This window comes from Flavobacterium sp. 21.1 (assembly GCF_057801535.1).
In genome coordinates this window covers 320,196-337,776 of sequence record NZ_JBYNXA010000005.1, presented here as the reverse complement: position 1 = coordinate 337,776, position 17,581 = coordinate 320,196, and the positions used below count along the sequence as shown (strand labels likewise).

General features: G+C 34.6%; 24 protein-coding genes. All 24 read left to right on the top strand.

Annotation, left to right across the window (positions count from 1 at the left end; all coding sequences use genetic code 11):
• Window positions 1-30: 30 nt before the first annotated feature.
• The 24 genes from AC3E9U_RS13495 to AC3E9U_RS13380 all read left to right on the top strand — a co-directional run bounded on the left by AC3E9U_RS13495 (window position 31) and on the right by AC3E9U_RS13380 (window position 17,466).
• A complete protein-coding gene (locus tag AC3E9U_RS13495; RefSeq protein ID WP_488747444.1) occupies window positions 31-474 on the top strand; it encodes a hypothetical protein in 444 nt (147 codons plus the stop codon).
• Window positions 475-503: 29 nt separating this feature from the next.
• Entirely contained in the window at window positions 504-1,025 is a 522-nt protein-coding gene (locus AC3E9U_RS13490; protein ID WP_488747443.1) for a L,D-transpeptidase family protein, read from the top strand.
• Between the two features lie 3 nt (window positions 1,026-1,028).
• Window positions 1,029-1,328 (top strand): hypothetical protein, encoded by a 300-nt coding sequence (locus AC3E9U_RS13485; protein ID WP_488747442.1) that lies wholly within the window; start codon window positions 1,029-1,031, stop codon window positions 1,326-1,328.
• 170 nt (window positions 1,329-1,498) lie between these two features.
• Window positions 1,499-2,107 carry a hypothetical protein gene (locus AC3E9U_RS13480; RefSeq protein ID WP_488747441.1) on the top strand — a complete coding sequence of 203 codons (609 nt, stop codon included), beginning with the start codon at window positions 1,499-1,501 and terminating at the stop codon, window positions 2,105-2,107.
• 531 nt (window positions 2,108-2,638) lie between these two features.
• The gene (locus AC3E9U_RS13475; RefSeq protein WP_488747440.1) at window positions 2,639-3,583 is read left to right on the top strand and encodes a hypothetical protein; all 945 of its coding nucleotides are present in this window, start codon (window positions 2,639-2,641) and stop codon (window positions 3,581-3,583) included.
• Window positions 3,584-3,595: 12 nt separating this feature from the next.
• Window positions 3,596-4,132 (top strand): glycosyl-4,4'-diaponeurosporenoate acyltransferase CrtO family protein, encoded by a 537-nt coding sequence (locus AC3E9U_RS13470; protein WP_488747439.1) that lies wholly within the window; start codon window positions 3,596-3,598, stop codon window positions 4,130-4,132.
• Window positions 4,133-4,161: 29 nt separating this feature from the next.
• A complete protein-coding gene (locus AC3E9U_RS13465; RefSeq protein WP_488747438.1) occupies window positions 4,162-4,647 on the top strand; it encodes a glycine-rich domain-containing protein in 486 nt (161 codons plus the stop codon).
• A complete protein-coding gene (locus AC3E9U_RS13460) occupies window positions 4,648-5,418 on the top strand; it encodes a hypothetical protein (RefSeq protein WP_488747437.1) in 771 nt (256 codons plus the stop codon).
• A 97-nt stretch (window positions 5,419-5,515) separates the two neighbouring features.
• Window positions 5,516-5,890, top strand: coding sequence for a hypothetical protein (locus tag AC3E9U_RS13455; RefSeq protein ID WP_488747436.1), 375 nt, complete (start codon window positions 5,516-5,518; stop codon window positions 5,888-5,890).
• 87 nt (window positions 5,891-5,977) lie between these two features.
• Window positions 5,978-6,451: a DUF2750 domain-containing protein gene (locus tag AC3E9U_RS13450; RefSeq protein ID WP_488747435.1), complete on the top strand. Its 474-nt coding sequence runs from the start codon at window positions 5,978-5,980 to the stop codon at window positions 6,449-6,451.
• A gap of 8 nt (window positions 6,452-6,459) precedes the next feature.
• Window positions 6,460-7,098 carry a hypothetical protein gene (locus AC3E9U_RS13445; protein WP_488747434.1) on the top strand — a complete coding sequence of 213 codons (639 nt, stop codon included), beginning with the start codon at window positions 6,460-6,462 and terminating at the stop codon, window positions 7,096-7,098.
• Between the two features lie 539 nt (window positions 7,099-7,637).
• Window positions 7,638-8,123 carry a hypothetical protein gene (locus AC3E9U_RS13440; protein ID WP_488747433.1) on the top strand — a complete coding sequence of 162 codons (486 nt, stop codon included), beginning with the start codon at window positions 7,638-7,640 and terminating at the stop codon, window positions 8,121-8,123.
• A gap of 24 nt (window positions 8,124-8,147) precedes the next feature.
• Window positions 8,148-8,897, top strand: coding sequence for a hypothetical protein (locus AC3E9U_RS13435; protein WP_488747432.1), 750 nt, complete (start codon window positions 8,148-8,150; stop codon window positions 8,895-8,897).
• A gap of 15 nt (window positions 8,898-8,912) precedes the next feature.
• Complete coding sequence (locus AC3E9U_RS13430) at window positions 8,913-9,545, top strand: hypothetical protein (protein WP_488747431.1); 633 nt, start codon at window positions 8,913-8,915, stop codon at window positions 9,543-9,545.
• Window positions 9,546-9,575: 30 nt separating this feature from the next.
• Complete coding sequence (locus AC3E9U_RS13425; RefSeq protein ID WP_488747430.1) at window positions 9,576-10,118, top strand: hypothetical protein; 543 nt, start codon at window positions 9,576-9,578, stop codon at window positions 10,116-10,118.
• A 2-nt stretch (window positions 10,119-10,120) separates the two neighbouring features.
• Window positions 10,121-10,684: a hypothetical protein gene (locus AC3E9U_RS13420; RefSeq protein ID WP_488747429.1), complete on the top strand. Its 564-nt coding sequence runs from the start codon at window positions 10,121-10,123 to the stop codon at window positions 10,682-10,684.
• Window positions 10,685-10,720: 36 nt separating this feature from the next.
• Window positions 10,721-11,086, top strand: coding sequence for a hypothetical protein (locus tag AC3E9U_RS13415; protein ID WP_488747428.1), 366 nt, complete (start codon window positions 10,721-10,723; stop codon window positions 11,084-11,086).
• Between the two features lie 121 nt (window positions 11,087-11,207).
• Window positions 11,208-11,873: a hypothetical protein gene (locus tag AC3E9U_RS13410; RefSeq protein ID WP_488747427.1), complete on the top strand. Its 666-nt coding sequence runs from the start codon at window positions 11,208-11,210 to the stop codon at window positions 11,871-11,873.
• 30 nt (window positions 11,874-11,903) lie between these two features.
• Complete coding sequence (locus AC3E9U_RS13405) at window positions 11,904-12,632, top strand: DUF4184 family protein (protein ID WP_488747426.1); 729 nt, start codon at window positions 11,904-11,906, stop codon at window positions 12,630-12,632.
• 398 nt (window positions 12,633-13,030) lie between these two features.
• On the top strand, window positions 13,031-13,948 hold the full coding sequence (locus tag AC3E9U_RS13400) for a hypothetical protein (RefSeq protein ID WP_488747425.1): 918 nt from the start codon (window positions 13,031-13,033) through the stop codon (window positions 13,946-13,948).
• Window position 13,949: 1 nt separating this feature from the next.
• Window positions 13,950-14,786 carry a hypothetical protein gene (locus tag AC3E9U_RS13395; protein ID WP_488747424.1) on the top strand — a complete coding sequence of 279 codons (837 nt, stop codon included), beginning with the start codon at window positions 13,950-13,952 and terminating at the stop codon, window positions 14,784-14,786.
• A 197-nt stretch (window positions 14,787-14,983) separates the two neighbouring features.
• Window positions 14,984-15,763: a hypothetical protein gene (locus AC3E9U_RS13390; RefSeq protein WP_488747423.1), complete on the top strand. Its 780-nt coding sequence runs from the start codon at window positions 14,984-14,986 to the stop codon at window positions 15,761-15,763.
• Between the two features lie 116 nt (window positions 15,764-15,879).
• Complete coding sequence (locus tag AC3E9U_RS13385) at window positions 15,880-16,773, top strand: tetratricopeptide repeat protein (protein ID WP_488747422.1); 894 nt, start codon at window positions 15,880-15,882, stop codon at window positions 16,771-16,773.
• Complete coding sequence (locus tag AC3E9U_RS13380; RefSeq protein ID WP_488747421.1) at window positions 16,774-17,466, top strand: hypothetical protein; 693 nt, start codon at window positions 16,774-16,776, stop codon at window positions 17,464-17,466. It abuts the gene before it with no gap.
• The last annotated feature ends 115 nt before the right edge of the window (window positions 17,467-17,581 follow it).

Here is a 17,581-nt window from a genome sequence, read left to right as displayed (position 1 = left end):
TTACGTAAGACCATATCTCAACTATATTAAATGATCAAACCGAAATTTAAGTCAGTGATTATTACATTAGTAATTCTGATCGTTATCTATAAGCTAATTTCATTTTTTTCGACTTTCCATTTTTATGCCGCCGGAACTTATCCCTACGCAGAAACCTATTATTTTGAACATTCTGAAAAGGAAGTGATCACTGCACTGCAAAAGCTAAAACTCCAAAATGCCAACTTTCTGGATATGGACAGTACCGACTATTGGCACGAAATATATTTTGATTTAGACAACAAAAAACTACATACCTGGACCAGGTCCGATGATGAATCCGGAACCACCTTTGCACTTGTTGCGGTATATAAATACAGAAAAGGGTATTGGGAATTAGTCAATCAGGATTTAGGCTTGTTTGAGAACATAATGACAAAAAGGAAATTTGAAAAAGAGATCATTGAAAAACTTAAAATCGAATTAGAAAAATAAAAAGGTTTACAACAAATAAACAACTCTCAATGGCCAGAAATAAAAAGATTTTGCTGACCGTTTCCCTTCTTTTTGCGGGGCTGGCCGTTTATTATTTCTATCCGGAAAACAAACTTCCGGCCAACATACAAATTGACAAAATTGTTGTTTACAAATCAAAAAGACAACTATTAGCCTACTCAAACGGACAATTGGTTAAGACTTATAAAATTGCACTTGGCAGAAAACCGATCGGAGACAAGGAATTTGAAGGTGATAAAAAAACACCGGAAGGACGCTATTCCATCAACGACAAAAACCCAAATAGTGGTTACCACAAAAATTTAGGCATTTCTTATCCTAATAAAGAGGATATCGAAAATGCAAAACGGCTTGGTAAACCAACAGGTGGCGATGTCAAAATACACGGACTCAGAAACAAAATGGGTTTTATCGGTAAGTTTCACCGCTGGACTGACTGGACTTTAGGCTGTATCGCAGTAACCAATGAAGAAGTAGATGAGCTTTACAGAGCGGTAAAAATCGGAACAACCATTGAAATTAAACCTTAAAACATGAGTCTATTTAAAACAACGGCATCAAAAATTCTTCGCATAATAGCATTCATTTTAGCAGATCTTTTTATCTATGTCTTTTTAGCCACATGGTTTATGATCTATGAAGATTTCTATGACGAAAGTGAAGGACCTTACATGAGTTTAGAAAGCATGACCACCAAAGAGAAAATCATTTACTTTGCCATTTACTTTTGGTATATCGCTAACATTATCCTGCTTTTGTGGATCTGTTTTAAAATGTATAAAAGTTTTAAAAATCGAAAAGGGAACTTCTCACCCAGAAAGTCGCAAAATTAAAAAGCAGAACCTCAACCCTTCTGAGTTTAAAATATTCGGAAGAATTTTTCGGAAAAGGCATTTGGGGAAAAGGATTTTGGTATTCGAACATTTTGAACAACGAAGAGGTGGCCATTTCAATAATAAAAAACGCCCGTTAGCCGGTGTTTCAGGTTAATAAAACCAATCTTATGAATAGTACAAAAATCATTACCGGATTTCTTTTACTTGTAATTATCGGATGTGATCGAAAATCTAACGTCACTCCAACATCGGATGTAGTATCAAAAACAAAAGACAACATAATTTCAGGCCACTGGGAGGTTTTTCCTCTCGGTGATATTGACAACGACAAAATATCCGATACGGCTTTCGTTTATACCCCACCCTACTATGGCAAAAAAAATCCTGACTTAGGTGGAGCAATAGAATTTGACGGCTGCATAACCGATTGCTATAATAAAATAAGATTTTCAAACAAATTTTCGGAACTATCTATTCCCAACTCGTTATGGGGAAGTATAGAAGCGATTGAAGATCTTGACGGAGATGGTCTCAAAGAATTGATTTTCCAAACGAACTGGTGGATTGGAACGCACGTCAATATCATGATCTATTCGTTTGATGACAATACAAAGCAGTGGAAAATGCTGGCGAAAAATAATGTCTATGCCGAAGACAGTTACAAAAACAGGGTCAAAAAAATCAGCAATAATGAGTTTAGCTTCACTATTGAGTACATGGATACCATCGCACAAGATATCATGAAGAAAGACAGTATTGTGAAAATTAAAAAATAATAAAGTGGTTTAAATAAAATAGATTCAACAAATGAAAAAACTACTGGTATTAATTTTATAATTTCTGCAACCGGTCTTTGGTATTTTGACCCGTTTCACAAACCCGTTGAGACGATAGATCTATTAATCGGGAAAAATTTAAATTTTGCAAATGATGTTTACTTTAAGTCGGAAGCCGATGAAACAATCTCTTTTTCAATCAATGCTCAATTAAATGAATTTCAGGGTGGAATTTTAAGTAAAAAATCAATGATCACCGATAGCATAATTCAACAACATACCTGGAATTATACGAATCATAAAAAGACCATTTGGATCGCAAAAACAAAAAACCAGAATTTTGAAATAATTGATGCTGTCCGATATAAGAATGATGTGAAATTCTGAAACACAAACACATTAGTTTTGAACAAATTAACGGGTTCCGTTTCTCCTTTTATTCTAACTTTTTTCTTTCAGACTTTTCGGTATATTTGTAAGCATTCGCAGAAAATAGCGGACACGTATTCTAAACAAACGATAAAAAACAATATGAAAATCAAAATAGTATTTTCCCTTTTACTGATTGCAAATCTTCTAAACGCCCAAACTGATAATACCGATGTAAACAAGTTTATCGTCTTTTTTAAATCGCAGATCACAAAATATCCGGTTGGCAAAATTGAGGAGCATTATGATCAGGGCTATTTTAAAACTTTATCAGAAAGCGAGTACTTTGATAAGAATGTGGAAGTTGGCATAACGACTGTCTATGAAAAATGTTCTGAGAAAGGCGAAACTGCAATGCAACAGGAAATCAAAAATTTCTTTGAACAGCATAAAGCGCTGAAAATTGAGAGAAAAGAAATTGCCTCAAAAATGAACGATTTCAATTTCATTAAACCCTATTTAAAAATCAGAATTTATTCCGACGAACTGAAACCACAATATGCGAACCATGGCATTTTAAAAGCTTCATACAAAGGTTTGATCGAAGTCGTAGTTTTAGACCTGCCTTCCGGTATTGGCAGTCTGGAAAAAAAATATGTCGGTATCTGGAAAAAATCGGAAGACGAAATTTTCAAACTGGCAAAAGAAAATACTTTAAAAAACCTGGATCAAAAATTCGAAAAAGTAGAATCCGGTAAAAACGGAGAAGAGTTTTATTTATTAGCAAATGACACCGACTTATTCATAACATCCTCCATTATAGACCTGAAAAAGACAAATCCACCGATCGGAAAATACGGTACCGTTATTTCAATTCCAAATAATACGGTTATCATGGCTTTACCGCTAAATGATAAAGAAAAAATAAATCTGTTTTGTCTGAGTTTTATGGATATGACCAACTATTTGTTTGAGAGCAGTGATACAAAACCAGTGAGCAGTAACTTATTCTGGCTCAATGGCAACGAAATTTTACTTATCGACAAAGATTTCAAAAATAAAAAATTAATATACCCAAATCAGCTACAGTCCTTTGTCGGAAACTAAAATTATATGCCAATGCGAAAAGCTTTAAATTTAATTGTTATTGTACTGATTGCAATTGTATTGATTTACGCCTTGATTCATTTTCTCGGAGTGCAGGGTTTTGCATTCGCGTGGGCGCTTAATTTTTTGCTGATGGCCTGTGTGCTTTTATTTACCGAAACACTAAAAAGCAGACATTCTTCTTCTTACTACAACCTCAAAACCTGGGAAAGGAAAGGGAAAATATATGAATCCTTTGGAATAAACTTTTTCAGAAAATTATTGGTTTGGATCGGTTGGGAAAAACTGAACAAAAAATCCAATCCGGTCGAAAAGAACACGGAGGCTTTAATTCATCTGCTTTACCGAACAAAACAATCAGAATTAGGACATCTGATTATTTTTTTTATCGTAATGGGGTTTACTGTTTTCGTATCGTTTAGATTTGGCATCCTCAGTTCCATATGGTTACTGATCCTGAATATCTTGCTCAACCTCTATCCCATCTTCCTTCAACGATACAATCGCCCACGATTAGAAAGAGCTATAAATTTGAGTCAAAGGAGATAGAAACAAATACTGAGATCAAAACAAAAAAGATGACTAACGAACAGCTGAACCTCTGGAATGAAATCAAGAATTTCGAATTAGATGATCCCGAAATTTCATTAAGTTTTACGGATCGGCTTGCAAGAGAAAACGGCTGGACGATAGAATACGCAATCCGTGCCATAGCAGAATACAAAAAATTCATTTTTCTTCTCACTGTTGCCGATCATCCGCTAACGCCCTCTGATCAGGTGGATCAGGTCTGGCATCTGCACTTACTTTATACGCAGTCGTATTGGGAAGAATTCTGTGAGAAGACAATCAAAAGAAAAATTCACCACGGACCTACAAAGGGCGGCGACAGTGAAACGGCCAAATTCACAAACTGGTATGAAAAAACAAAAGAATTATACGTAGAAGTTTTCAAAACAAAACCTCCGACAGACGTCTGGCCAACAAGCGAAATCAGGTTTTCAGAAATTGAATTTGAAAGAGTAAACGTAAAAAGAAACTGGGTCATTAAAAAACCGTTTTAAATGAAATACCTATCAGAACTGACACCGGCAGAAATTTTGATTTTAACCCGAGAAAATGTCAGCCGTCATGAACTTTTAAAACTTACGTTCATGGATCTGTTATTCAAACAGGTTCTGAAAGTTTTTGAAGTAGAACGACAACCGCATGTAAGTCAGGATTTCAGAACTTATAAGTATGTTGGGATTGGGCATAATTTCAACAGCTATAGTTCGTTAAACCACGAACGGGTATTTCTTTCAACATTTGTAGCGGATAATACGCTTGAAATCCTGTTTAAAAATCTGGTCAAAATCGGTTATCAGAGATCACAAACACTAAACGAACTGAAAAATGACCTTATAAAAACGCCTGCCCTGAAAAAATGCTTTTCTCAGAATATTTTTCAGAAACTATTTTATGGCTACAGTCACACGGACTATGGCTATGAACTGAAAAGAAAAGTTAAGGAGGAAATTCAAACCATAAGCAACGGACTTTCAGCGGTAGATGCTATCGAAAACCAAAAAGTAATTGAACTTATAAAATTAATTGGCGCCAATATTTTTATACTGATCAATGTTGATTACGACTTACTGCAACAGATCGATAACGATTTAGGAATTGAAATCAGCAAAAACAATTCCATTGATTTTGTGAGCGATTTGGGTGATTGCAGCTGGAGTTTTGATGATTTTTCTTCAAGTTTTGACAGTGGCTGTGGTGGCGACAGCGGTTGCGGAAGTGGTTGCAGTGGCTGCGGAAGCGGATGTGGTGGATGTGGTGGTGATTAAAACACCGAAAAAAGTAGATTCCTCTTCAACTTTTTCCATTTGATCTTTTCGGTATATTTGCCATTATCCGTAACAAAACTGCACTACACAAAAAATCATGAAAAAAATTTTATTCGCACTACTTATTTTGCTTCCTTCATGGGTTTTCTCCCAAGATATTGTTGGCGTTTGGCGTAAGGAACATGACACTGAATTAGCTATAGAATTTACCGCGAACGGAACCATAAATCTGTTGGATTTACAAAACCCAAAAAGTGCCGTATTAAGAAACTTAACGGTAACTTATAAACTTAAATCCGAAAATGGAATCAACTCCTTAGTTCAATCCTTCTACAGGGATGGTGTTTTAATTAAAGAAGAGGTAATTAAATATAAAATTATTGACGGAAAATTGTATTTACCAAGAACCTCTGAAACAAACGGGCAGGTAACAGTTGAAGAATACAAAGATGAATATGTCCGCATAAAATAAGCTGTAAGTAGTTCGGAAGTAATAACGATACAGCACCAGCGTAAACAGTAATATCAGAAAGAAATAACGATAATTAAAATAGTAAGGATGTTTAAAAATCACATTGACGTACGGTTAAACCACGAAAAATTCATCAAAAAAGTATGCGAAACCAACATCGTATACGTTTTGGAAAGTGAAGACGGATTTGCAACTTCAAGTTCAAATGATGTAGAAGATGATGATGGTGAACCTATTAAAATGATTTGTTTCTGGTCTGAAAAAGCATTGGCAAATTCGTGCATCAAAAATGGCTGGGAAGAATATAGTCCGATGGAAATAAATCTAGCCAATTTCATGGAAGACTGGTGTATCGGAATTGATAACGACGGACTTTTAATCGGAACCAATTTCGATCAGAATATGTTTGGTTACGAAATCGAAGGTTATGACCTTGTTTTGGAACTGATCACCGAACTTAAGAAAAATAAAAAAGAACCGGGATTTCAAAAATTTGAAGATTTAGCCGATTTTGAAACGCAGGTTAAAGAAGCTCTGGGATATAATCTTCCCAACAATTAATCTCAAACATGAGAATTTTAAAAACAGTACTCCTTTCGTTCTGCTTCTTCCTGCATTGTCAAATGATAAATGCACAAGACGAGAACGGACTTGCTTCAGTCAAAGACTTAGACCCGACAGAAAATCTTCCCCGGCCTTATAAAGGTACTCTTGAAATTCATAAAGCATCAGTTCTATTGGGTGATGTCAATGGCGACCAACAAAAAGATACCGCTTTCATAAGTTACAAACGGGTTCTTTCCCCCGATAACACGTATGAAAAAGAATGCGGACAAAATGTCTGCTATGTCAGAATCAAATTTAGTTCGGACATTCCTGAAATGATCATGGAAGCATACCGTTTATCGGTAGAACCGACGCTGGATGTTAACGGTGACGGAAGAGCCGAAATTTTAATATTCCGGGAATTAGAACAGTACAATTGGAGCAGTATGCGTTTGTATTCCTTTTACCAAAATAAATGGCACCTGTTGAGCGACGTACCGGTTTTTCTCAGCGATGACGAAGCTTATGAAAAAAGAATTGTAAAATCCGGAGCAAAATATTATATCGTATCTGATGTCTGGAATAAGGATTACAGTCTGATAAGCCGAAAGAAGATTTTAATTAAACAGCATAAAACGCAAAGTATTAACACCAGTAAATGAAATACTTACAATTAATCGCATCTATAATTTTTGCAATTACAATAGCCTATTTTTTAATCAAGCGTTTTATCCTCTTTTATAAAGATTCGAAAAAAATTAAGGCCGAAATTGGCTCAAATTCTATAGAAACTGAAGATTTACGAATATGGTCAATGTTCACAAGATCGTTTCTTATCGACTTGGGGGAAAATTATCAATACGCAAAATTCATTTTTTGCAATAATGAAGTCTACGTATTCTTACGCCATTCTCTTCCCCAAACCTACAACGGCCCATTTGTTATCAAAGCAAACGAATCAAGTAACTATTCCTACCTGTCAAAGTTTTACATCACTAAATTTAAAATTAGCGGAAATGATTTAACGATACACTTTAAGCACAAATACTATATAGGCATGAAATTCGGTCTGAACATTATCAACATAAATACTGCTGATATGGAAAAAATTAAATCAAACCTCTGCTGATATCGGTTTTACATTTGTAGTCTTTGTCTTTAATCACTAGTTTTGGACGGACAGCGCTATTCACTCACAAACATGAATTATCCAAAAGTATACTTATTGAAACAAAACCGAGATCAATTTGAAATCTATTTCGGTGAATTTTCAACCTTGGATGGGATAAAACTTCTTGATGAGCATCTGAAAATAAATATCGAGGAATTTGGAGCGACAAACTATAAAAACTTCGGATTTGCTACAGAACAAGACATTCCTCACTTTGACACTATCGCAGAACTAATCGTCTTTCTTGAAAACGTTGATTTCATAGATATAATCAACGCCAAAATAAAACTGATAGAAACCGGAAGTTTAGCAACGCATGATGATGGCGAATGCACATTTGTTTTGGATTCCCGGGAAACCGCTTATCAATTGATTAAGAAGGCATCTCCGGAAATTTACAAAGACAAAATTTTAGCCGAACTGATTAATCATCCGAATAATTACATAACGATAAATTCAGAAGGAAACGTTGAAAGGTTTTTTACTTTTGAGGACTATATCAAAAAAGGGAAATAAACGTTATTCAAGAAAATTCCAACTATGAAACTCAGATTATTCCTTTCTATTTTCATCCTATTGTGCAGCAAATTAAGTTCTCAAACTGCTGATTATAAAAAGTTGAGCGATTTTTTAACTGACCAAAAATTGTATGATTATGGATATGGTCTTCAAAAATGCGACACTCGAATTGATTCAATTGTATGTTATAATGATTTGGTAAACAAAGCGATTTTATTCAAAGAACTTAAGAATGGAATTCATTTTACCAATAAGGATTCTGTTTTTAGAGTAAGTCTGGATATTAAAAAAAAGGAACTTAAAAATATTATCGTCAATTATAAAAACCAAAGAATCAAAACGCTGCACATAAATGATAGTCTGAATAATTTCACCAAGATGGTCCAAGCTTATGATTTAATGTTTTATAACAATAACTACATTTTATTTTATCTCTCCGATGCTGAAAATATTCCAAGTCTGCGAGACTATTATCTTGGAATTCTGATTGATACAAAAACAAAAGCAATAGTACCTTTTCCTGCCCTACTAAACACCACCAGTTTATTGCCCCTGACTGAAATCGACAATGACGGTAAACTGGATTTCATTTCCTATTGTCCTGCGTCAGATGATAAAGTGGAAGTTTACGGTTTAAGTGATAATTTCAGTTGGACCACCAAAAAGGAATATACCTGCAGATTGTATCAGGGAGATAATTTCGTATGGCTGATCGATTTTCAAAATGATAACTTTCTTAAGCGATTTTATGAAAACCAGCGAAAGTTATAGGCAACCTTAACATATATGACTAAGAAAATAACATTTGTATTTTCCCTAATAATCCTGGGACTTCTTTTATATCAGATCGGAAACTTTTTGTTTGGCTACATTAATTTTTTTGGAGCCTATGACAAAGATTATACTAAGGACGAGCTCGTGGAAAATTATGAGATGAATAAAGCTGAAATTTCAAAACTTCAAAGTTATTTTAAATCAATTTGCCCAAAAAACCGGCTGGTTGAAATTGAATTTGAAAATACAGCTATGATCAGTCGCATCGAAATTGGTAGCATCAGCAGTGCAACTCAACCTAACAGTATATCTTATCAGGACTGGAATTTAGAACTGGGAACAAAAAAAGCAGATTCAATTTTAAATTCCTTACATTGGGATGAAGAAAAAGTAGCTCTTTTAGCAGAAAAAATTGAAAATGCGAATTGTATTTCTATTTCAAATACGGAACCTTGCAAAATTGGATTTAAAAGAAGCGGATTGGGCATGTATACCTTTTTGAAGTATGAAAAACCCATGAACGACAGTATCATGCAGGTTTACAAGGAAAACTGTTCCTATATGATTTACAACCGAAATGTCATTTTTCAATATGGCGGCGGAGCGATAGGATCGGATTGTTTTTCGGAAAATAGCACGAAATAAAAAACTGCTTTTAAAACCTAATTCCTGAAAATGAAATCACTTATTGCGCTACTATTTGTTTTAAACATTTCGCAAACGTCCTTTGCGCAGCAAAAGAACTTGAAATCTTTCATTCCAGTAGGCTATAAAATTTTAGATTCGGCGAAATGCGACTTGAATCAGGATGGTTTCAGAGATTATATCGTGATTTTAAAAAATGACAAAGAAAAATTAGAATCTGAAATGAAAAGACCACTTTTAATAATTGAAGGCAATAATAACGGCACTTTAAAAATGGTTTCCAAAAATGATGATATAGTTCTTTGTTATGACTGTGGTGGAATATTCGGTGACCCATATGCAGGTATTAGCGTAAAGAAAAACTATTTCTCGATTGAACATTATGGAGGAAGTAACTGGAGGTGGACAAGGATTATTACTTTTAAATATGACAAGAAGTTACAAAAATACATTCTGCATAGAGACGCCGGAGAATCGTTCCATGTTTCTGATGTAAACAAAAGAGAATACCAAAAATTCAATGAGGATGTATGGAACAAAACCCTGTTTGAGAATTACAATGCAGAGGAATAATTATGACCCCACGCAAACAATTAAAATATGGAATTTTAGCAGCGCTTCTCCTTTTAAGTTGGAGCACTAATATTCATTTCGGAGATTTCTGTGAAGGGATGGTCGAACCTCTTCTGTTCTTCTTTTTATCCCTAATTTTTATTGTTTGTTTTAAAGTCATCTTAGTCAGGGATCTCTACAAATACTTTAAAAAGAAAGAGAAGTTCGATTTTATCCCCCTTTATATTCTTATACTTTTTATTCTGTCAAATTGGTTTCTGATCGCAGCTAATGAGAATAAATACTGGCGAAAAATAAAATATGAAGGTGTTGTAGAAAATAAAAATTCGAGAGTCTGGATCATCCTCTACGAAAACAATTCATTTGAGGCTACAAAATCTTATGCTGACTTTAGATGTACAACCGTGGGAAACTATCATTTTGAAGAAAACTCGCTAATTCTCGATGCCGAAGACATTGAAGAAAAAACCGATCATAATTTTACCAAACACTATTTGATACTTTCCGACACATTATTACAACCAACTAACAGGAAATTCAACAGGATAGTACTTAAGAGAAAATAAAAAACATTGTAAGCCAAAACTCCCGGCAAATAGAACATGAAAACAGAAATCGAAAAAAAAGATAATTTTAAATTCTATCATATTTTAATTCCGTTCGTTACCATTCCTTTTTTTTCGCTTTGCGCCTTATCGTATGGCTGGATTTCCTACTCAACGGTAACAAACAGAAGCGGACTTTGGGGCGGAATGTACACCTACTATGATCTGACCAAATTACAATATAGCATATACGAAATAACAGCAACTTTGATCTTTACCGGACTAATAATTTTCCAGATAAAATATCTTGTCGAAAAAGACTGCGTCAAACTAAATAAATTGTTCCGGATCATGGGGTTGTTGGTTGTACTGATACTACTGTCCGAGTTCTATCTGCAAACTAAATTTGTCGGCAAAGGATAATCCGTGACTTAAAAAAACCTGCTTGCAATAAAGTTTTTTCTTTCATCCTTTTCGGTATATTTGTAAGCATCGATACAAAAATCCCAGATAGACCAAACTGTTGAAAGTTAAGGATTACCTTATGCATACTGTAGGAAAAATGGAAGAAAAAGAACTTGTTATCAGACGAAGTTTCAGAGACAACAGCCCGCGAAAGCTGATCTTCAATGAAAATTTTATAAAGTTTGAAGATAAAGACCTGGCGAATGACTTATACACGCTGTTTGAAAAAGAGAATATTACGGCGTATCGGTTCGGGATTCATTGGATAAGTTTCAGATTAACATACGGCAGGGAATATCAGATTTTTGTCAGAAACAATGAAAACAATATTATTAAAATCCGTTTCAAGTCGTATTTTGGCAGAAAGACAACGGAACATCACCAACTTTACCTGGAAATCCTGGATGATTTGTGGACTTATTTCTTTTCAGCAAAGGTTGATGAGTACTTAAAGATGTTTGAGAACAATGAAGAGTTTTCGATCGGCGACGTTTTATTTACAAAAGACAATATCGTTTTAAATATTACCGGAATTGTTAGTCTGAAAAGAACAACCATCCCCTGGAAAAACATCAGAACCAAAAATTACAGAACCTATTTTTCTATCTATTCTGCGGAAAACCCATCAAAAATTAACAGAGGTTACAGTTATAAAGAGGATTGGAACACCGGCGTTTTGTACAGTGTTTTGAGAACCATACTTCAGAATAAAAATATCGAAACCTATAATAAAACTGCTTTATAAAAGTTAAAACAGAACCCGAAAAACACAAAAATGCCATTTACATTTTCTCATCCCGCCATCATTTTACCGCTGACGTACCTACCAAAAAGATGGTTTTCAATTACGGGACTTATTATCGGCAGTTTAACACCTGATTTCGAATATTTCTTAAGAATGAAAGTTCAAAGTAATTACAGTCATACTTTGCCCGGCCTTTTCTGGTTCGATTTTCCCTTGGGAATTTTACTTGCGTTTCTGTTTCATAATTATGTCCGCAATGGTCTTTTTGACAATCTGCCGATGATTTTAAAATCCAGAATTGCAGCTTTCAAATCATTTGACTGGAACAGCCATTTTAAAAAAAATTGGATTGCGGTATATGTTTCAATTTTTATTGGTGCTGCTTCCCATTTGTTTTGGGATGCTTTTACCCACGAACATGGTTATTTCGTTGCAACTTTACCGGTTTTGAAAAATATGGTTACTATTTTCGGAGGACAGATTCCACTATTTAAGGTACTACAACATTCAAGTTCTTTAATCGGAGGTCTTGCGATCGTTTTTGCATTATTCAGTCTGCCGGCCGATAATAAAATAAACGAAAAACCGGATTTAAAATACTGGAGTCTTTTTATTTTTATAATGCTGGCGATAATAACAATCCGATTACTGAGCGGCCTCAATTATAAATTATATGGTCATGTTATTGTAACAGGAATTTCAGCAGGTCTTATTTCATTGCTTTTCACGCCTTGGTTATCGAAATTAAAACTGAGATAACCCTAAGGAATCACATTATGATAAAGCACATTTTATTTCGGCTGGGTGCCATTTTTATTGTACTTCTGATACCGACCTTAGTTTTTTTCCTGATGTGGGATAAACCTTCATCGGCGTTCGGAGCAGCAGTCTTATCAATTTTACTGGGTTCTGTAATGGGCGTACTTTTACTACTGTATTTTTCGGTGGAATGTATTTCTTTATTCCAACAACAAAAGAAATCGCTTGCTATTATAAATCTGGCAATTGTGTTCAGTTTATTGATCTTAATGGTATTTATTCTAAACAATACGGTTTTTTAATGCTTTTTAGATTTAATAAACTTTCTCAGTGATGATAATACGAAAACACAATAAACGTTACCTAATAAATTCATCAGCAATCAAGAATCTGACAAAATGAAAAAAATACTTTTTCTGATCCTACTTATAAGCCAGGCCGCCTATTGTGATATAATTCCTGACAACTCACATTTCGTAAAAAAGTGTGTGAAGATCATCAATACAAATGAATTTCCTGATTTTTACATCGTAGCCTATATAGAAAGCCCCACCGGTGAAAGAGTGGACTACAAACTAATCAAGCCAAACTACTGCATACAAATTGGTTACAAATTCAATAAACTTACTGTTTTGGCCGTTAAAAAAAAGTATCTGGCAGGTAAAGATTTGGACTCTTTGGATTGGTTAAATGACAAAAACATCGTAAAAGCGAACTTACAGCTTTACTGCAGTGACGGCTATTTAGACAATTCCGATCCAATAAACGAAATTGAGGAATTTTACAAAATCGCGGGCATCAACGATAAAATATTTGTGTTGTATAAATACAAAGAATTGTTCCGGTACAATAACGGACAACCAAATTCCATAAAAACTTTCAATTATGTCAGCGGAAACGAAAGCGTCCCAAACAAGAGATTAAACCAGGATTCCCTCGTGGAAATCTATCCGGACACAGAAATACTTAATTTTCTGGAATCCTTATTAGTGACCATTTTTATTGAGTTGACAGTACTATTCATCTTGTTTAAAACAAAATACAAGCACTTCAAAATCAGAAGTAAACTATTGCTTTTTGCCGGCATTTTAATGTCATTTTCTACACTACCTTACGTATGGTTTGTGCTGCCGGTATTTATCAAAACAGCAATTCCGTACATCCTTGCCAGTGAACTTTCGGTAATTTTTATCGAATCTTTCATTTTATATCACTTACTAAAAATGGAGTACAAAAAGATGTTGCTGGTTTCCTTTCTGTGCAATTTGATTTCCTTTGCAATCGGATTTGGGCTTAATTACCTTAATTTACTATAACATGACTAAACAAAATATACTCTTAATACTATTTTCTGTTCTTGGATTAGTCGCATGTAATAATTCGGACAGGCATACCAAAACAAAAAAACAAACGGCAGTTGTTGCAAGTTTGAAAGGTGAACAGCTTCCAAAAAATGATTCGATCGTTTACGACGAAAATGTGTTACCAACGGAAAACAGTTTTTCAGCAAAAGTGCTGACCGTTGGTATTTTCCATAATGATGAAGTTGATGCCGATGCCAGCCATTTGAATTGGTTGGGATTATTTAACGATGCAGACGGTTATTATCTAAAGCAGACCAAGATAACGGCGGAAAATGTCAATGATGCTGTTGTTGACGAAAATGAAAACGAAAAAACGGGTTGGGAAATACAAACGGAAGTTAAAGATTCCTGTTTAATTCTGATCGAAGCTCTTCCCTATTTGGCAGAAAGAAAAATTAAGAGCATCACTTTATCAAAAAACATAATTTACCCGGATGAAACCCTTAAATTTCAATATTCAGGTGTTGAGTATAAACTGTTTGCAACCGGAGGTAAAAAGAAAACCGATGCCGAATCGGAGTGGTTTGAGGTCTGGAATTACAAACTTTATCTGTCGGCTACAATCGACGGACAGGAACGCAAAAGCCTTCTTGTGGCGCAACCCTATTTTGACGATCAGATGACAGAATTGATTTTTGCGGGCGATCTTGACGGGGACGGTATTCTAGATTTGATAATCAACACGTCAAACCATTACAATGTAACGAGACCGACCATTTATTTATCAAAACCCGTAGACAATGGAGAAATAGTGAAACCTATCGGCGCTCACACCAGTGTTGGATGTTAATTATTAGTAAACCAATGAAGTTTTTATCCAAAATTTATGACCTAATTTTTACGGGAATTCTATTTATGGGATTCTTCTTTATAATTATTTCGCAATCCTTTGAATACTATTTTGGGAAAAGCCATTTTGAAGGATTTTAACGGAAACCCAAACGAAAATGATTTTTACTATTAAAGATTGAAGATAAAATAAAAGACATGAGAAAAACAACCTGTTTAATGTTGTTATTGATCACATTAACAAACTGCAACAAAAATACGTCCGAAGCTAAATTGGGGCAGACAGTCGAAGTAGCTCAGAAGGTAGTTCCAAAAGAAAAATTCGAAACGCTCAAATATCAAAATGACGCCATCTTACTGACAAATAGTATTAAAATATACGATGCTGAAAAAAATGTCATAAATGGAACCAGCGGAATTTTCGGTGAAATCGTTAAGATTGACAGCATCTCAAAAAAGAAGTTTGACTTCACAAATTCAGATGAAAGATGCAATTTGCACAATTTTGTAAAAGTAAAAGGGAAAAAGATTTCAGGCTGGGTTTACGGCCAATTTCTGTTTGAAAAAGAAAACAAGAAAAGGGATAAAACTTTTACTATCAACAACGTCCAATTTGAAATAATCCCTACCAAAAACTTCAATATCGGGGTTTACGATGAAGAACTTGACGGTTTATCATTTTGTGGCCAAAATCAGAATCCCGTGCTGTTTTATAATGGTTTGTACAAAAAATATGAGTATTTACCGGTAATTCCGAAAGACGAAAATTATACTGAAAATTATTTGACTCTTGATGCTCATGACGGCTGGATGGACGAGATCAAAAATTATGATTTAAAAGAAAACGTTCTTACCCTTGAAATTTATCGTGAATATCAGGAAGGATCTGCCAATATTACCGTTGAAGTCTACTTAAACCAAAAACAATCCACCTGTAAAGTCCTTAAAATAGAAAAAAGAGAAGAAATTGTTGAGTAATACGAATGAGAACTTCCTTTCATTCATCAACTTTTTTCTTTCTGCCTTTTCGGTATATTTGTCAACCCAAGAAATAAATAAGGCCTGCTCAACGTTGATATTCTAAAAACAAAACAATGCAAAAAACAATAGCCCTTTTACTATTTATATGTTCTTCCACTACTTTTTTTGGCCAGACCAACTTTGAAAAATTCAAAACCTTATTCAAAGAAAAAGATACGGTTCAGATAAAAACCTTGCTGACAAATTGGGAAAAAACGAATGCCAACGATCCTGAATTTTATACCTGTGCGTTCAACTTTTACTTCTTTTACAGCAAACAGGAAGTACTTTCTCTGCAAACTGAAAAACCAAAAACCGATGGTTTTCAATTAAAGGACGATAAAGGAAATATTGCCGGCTATTTAGCTTCAAATTCGGGTTACAATCCTGACAAGGTAAGCAAAGCTTTCAAATACATCAATCTCGGTATTCAAAAATTCCCGAACCGACTGGATATACGATTCGGAAAATGCTATGCGCTCGGACAAATTGGCGATTATGAAAATTTCACGAAAGAAATAATTAAAACAGTTGAATACTCTGTCGTAAACAAAAACAACTGGCTCTGGACCGAAAACGCAAAAAAGGAACAGGCAGAAGATTTTATGATTGGTGCGATTCAGTCGTATTTATACCAACTCTATGAAACGGAAAATGAGAGCTTATTGACTAATATGCTACAAATCGGTGAAACAACGCTGAAATATTATCCGAAGAAAGTAGAAATATTATCAACCACGGCAATCGTGCACATGATGAACGGAGAATTTGATAAAGCACTTACCTATTTAAAAACTGCCGAACAAATAAATCCGCAGGACTGCATTGTGCTTAATAATATTGGCCAGGTTTATAAAAGAAAGGACGATACTGCAAACGCACTTAAATATTTTGAATTGATATTAAAATACGGCAATAGTCAAGAACAGGAAAATGCCAGACAAAACATCAGTGACCTGAAAAAGTAAATGAAAAAAATAGCTGTCCTTTTTTTTCTGCTCTGTTCTGTGACCCTTTTGGGCCAAACGGCGACTATTCAGGCCTCGACAGTCTACCCGCACATTAAAGACACAGTCAACTTTATAAAATTCAACTTTAACGGACAAACATTCGGCGAAAAAGACACTGTATTATTGGTTAAAATAAATACCAAAGGATTTGATAAATGCACCGCGATAATCAACTCGGATACCATCAGGTTTTTTACAAAATTCAGACAAAACGAATCGTATAGGATTGTGCAGGGTTGTTGCTGTGCTGCGTTTACGCTGACCGCTGATAAAAATCCCAGACGCGGCACAATCGAATTTCAAAATAAGGACCGAAAACAGTTAGGAATAATGCTTTCCGAACACATCCAGGATACGATTTATGCTGGGAAAAAGAAAAGGATATTCGCATCTGAATCCGCGATGTGCACTTTCAAACCATGCGAAGTTAAAATTGTCGAGACAGACTATTTTTCGGAAAAATACGATTACAACGAAAAGACCTATCATGTGTTAAAGGAAGAACAAAAAAGACTTATAATTTATTCTGCCTATTTCCATTTTTTACATGGTGAAAAAATAATTCTGAAGCATGATCCGGTTAAAAACGTAACAGAATTTTATTTTAACGGTTATTTATCAGACAAAGAATTCCAAAAAATAATTCAGTAAAGGTTTTGGCAATGCCCAAGATCAGTGCATTTCGTCACTATTTTTTTAAATTTTCGTCCCTAACTTTTTGTTATATTTGTAAAAATCGGCAAAAAAAATATTCAGCATTTCGAAA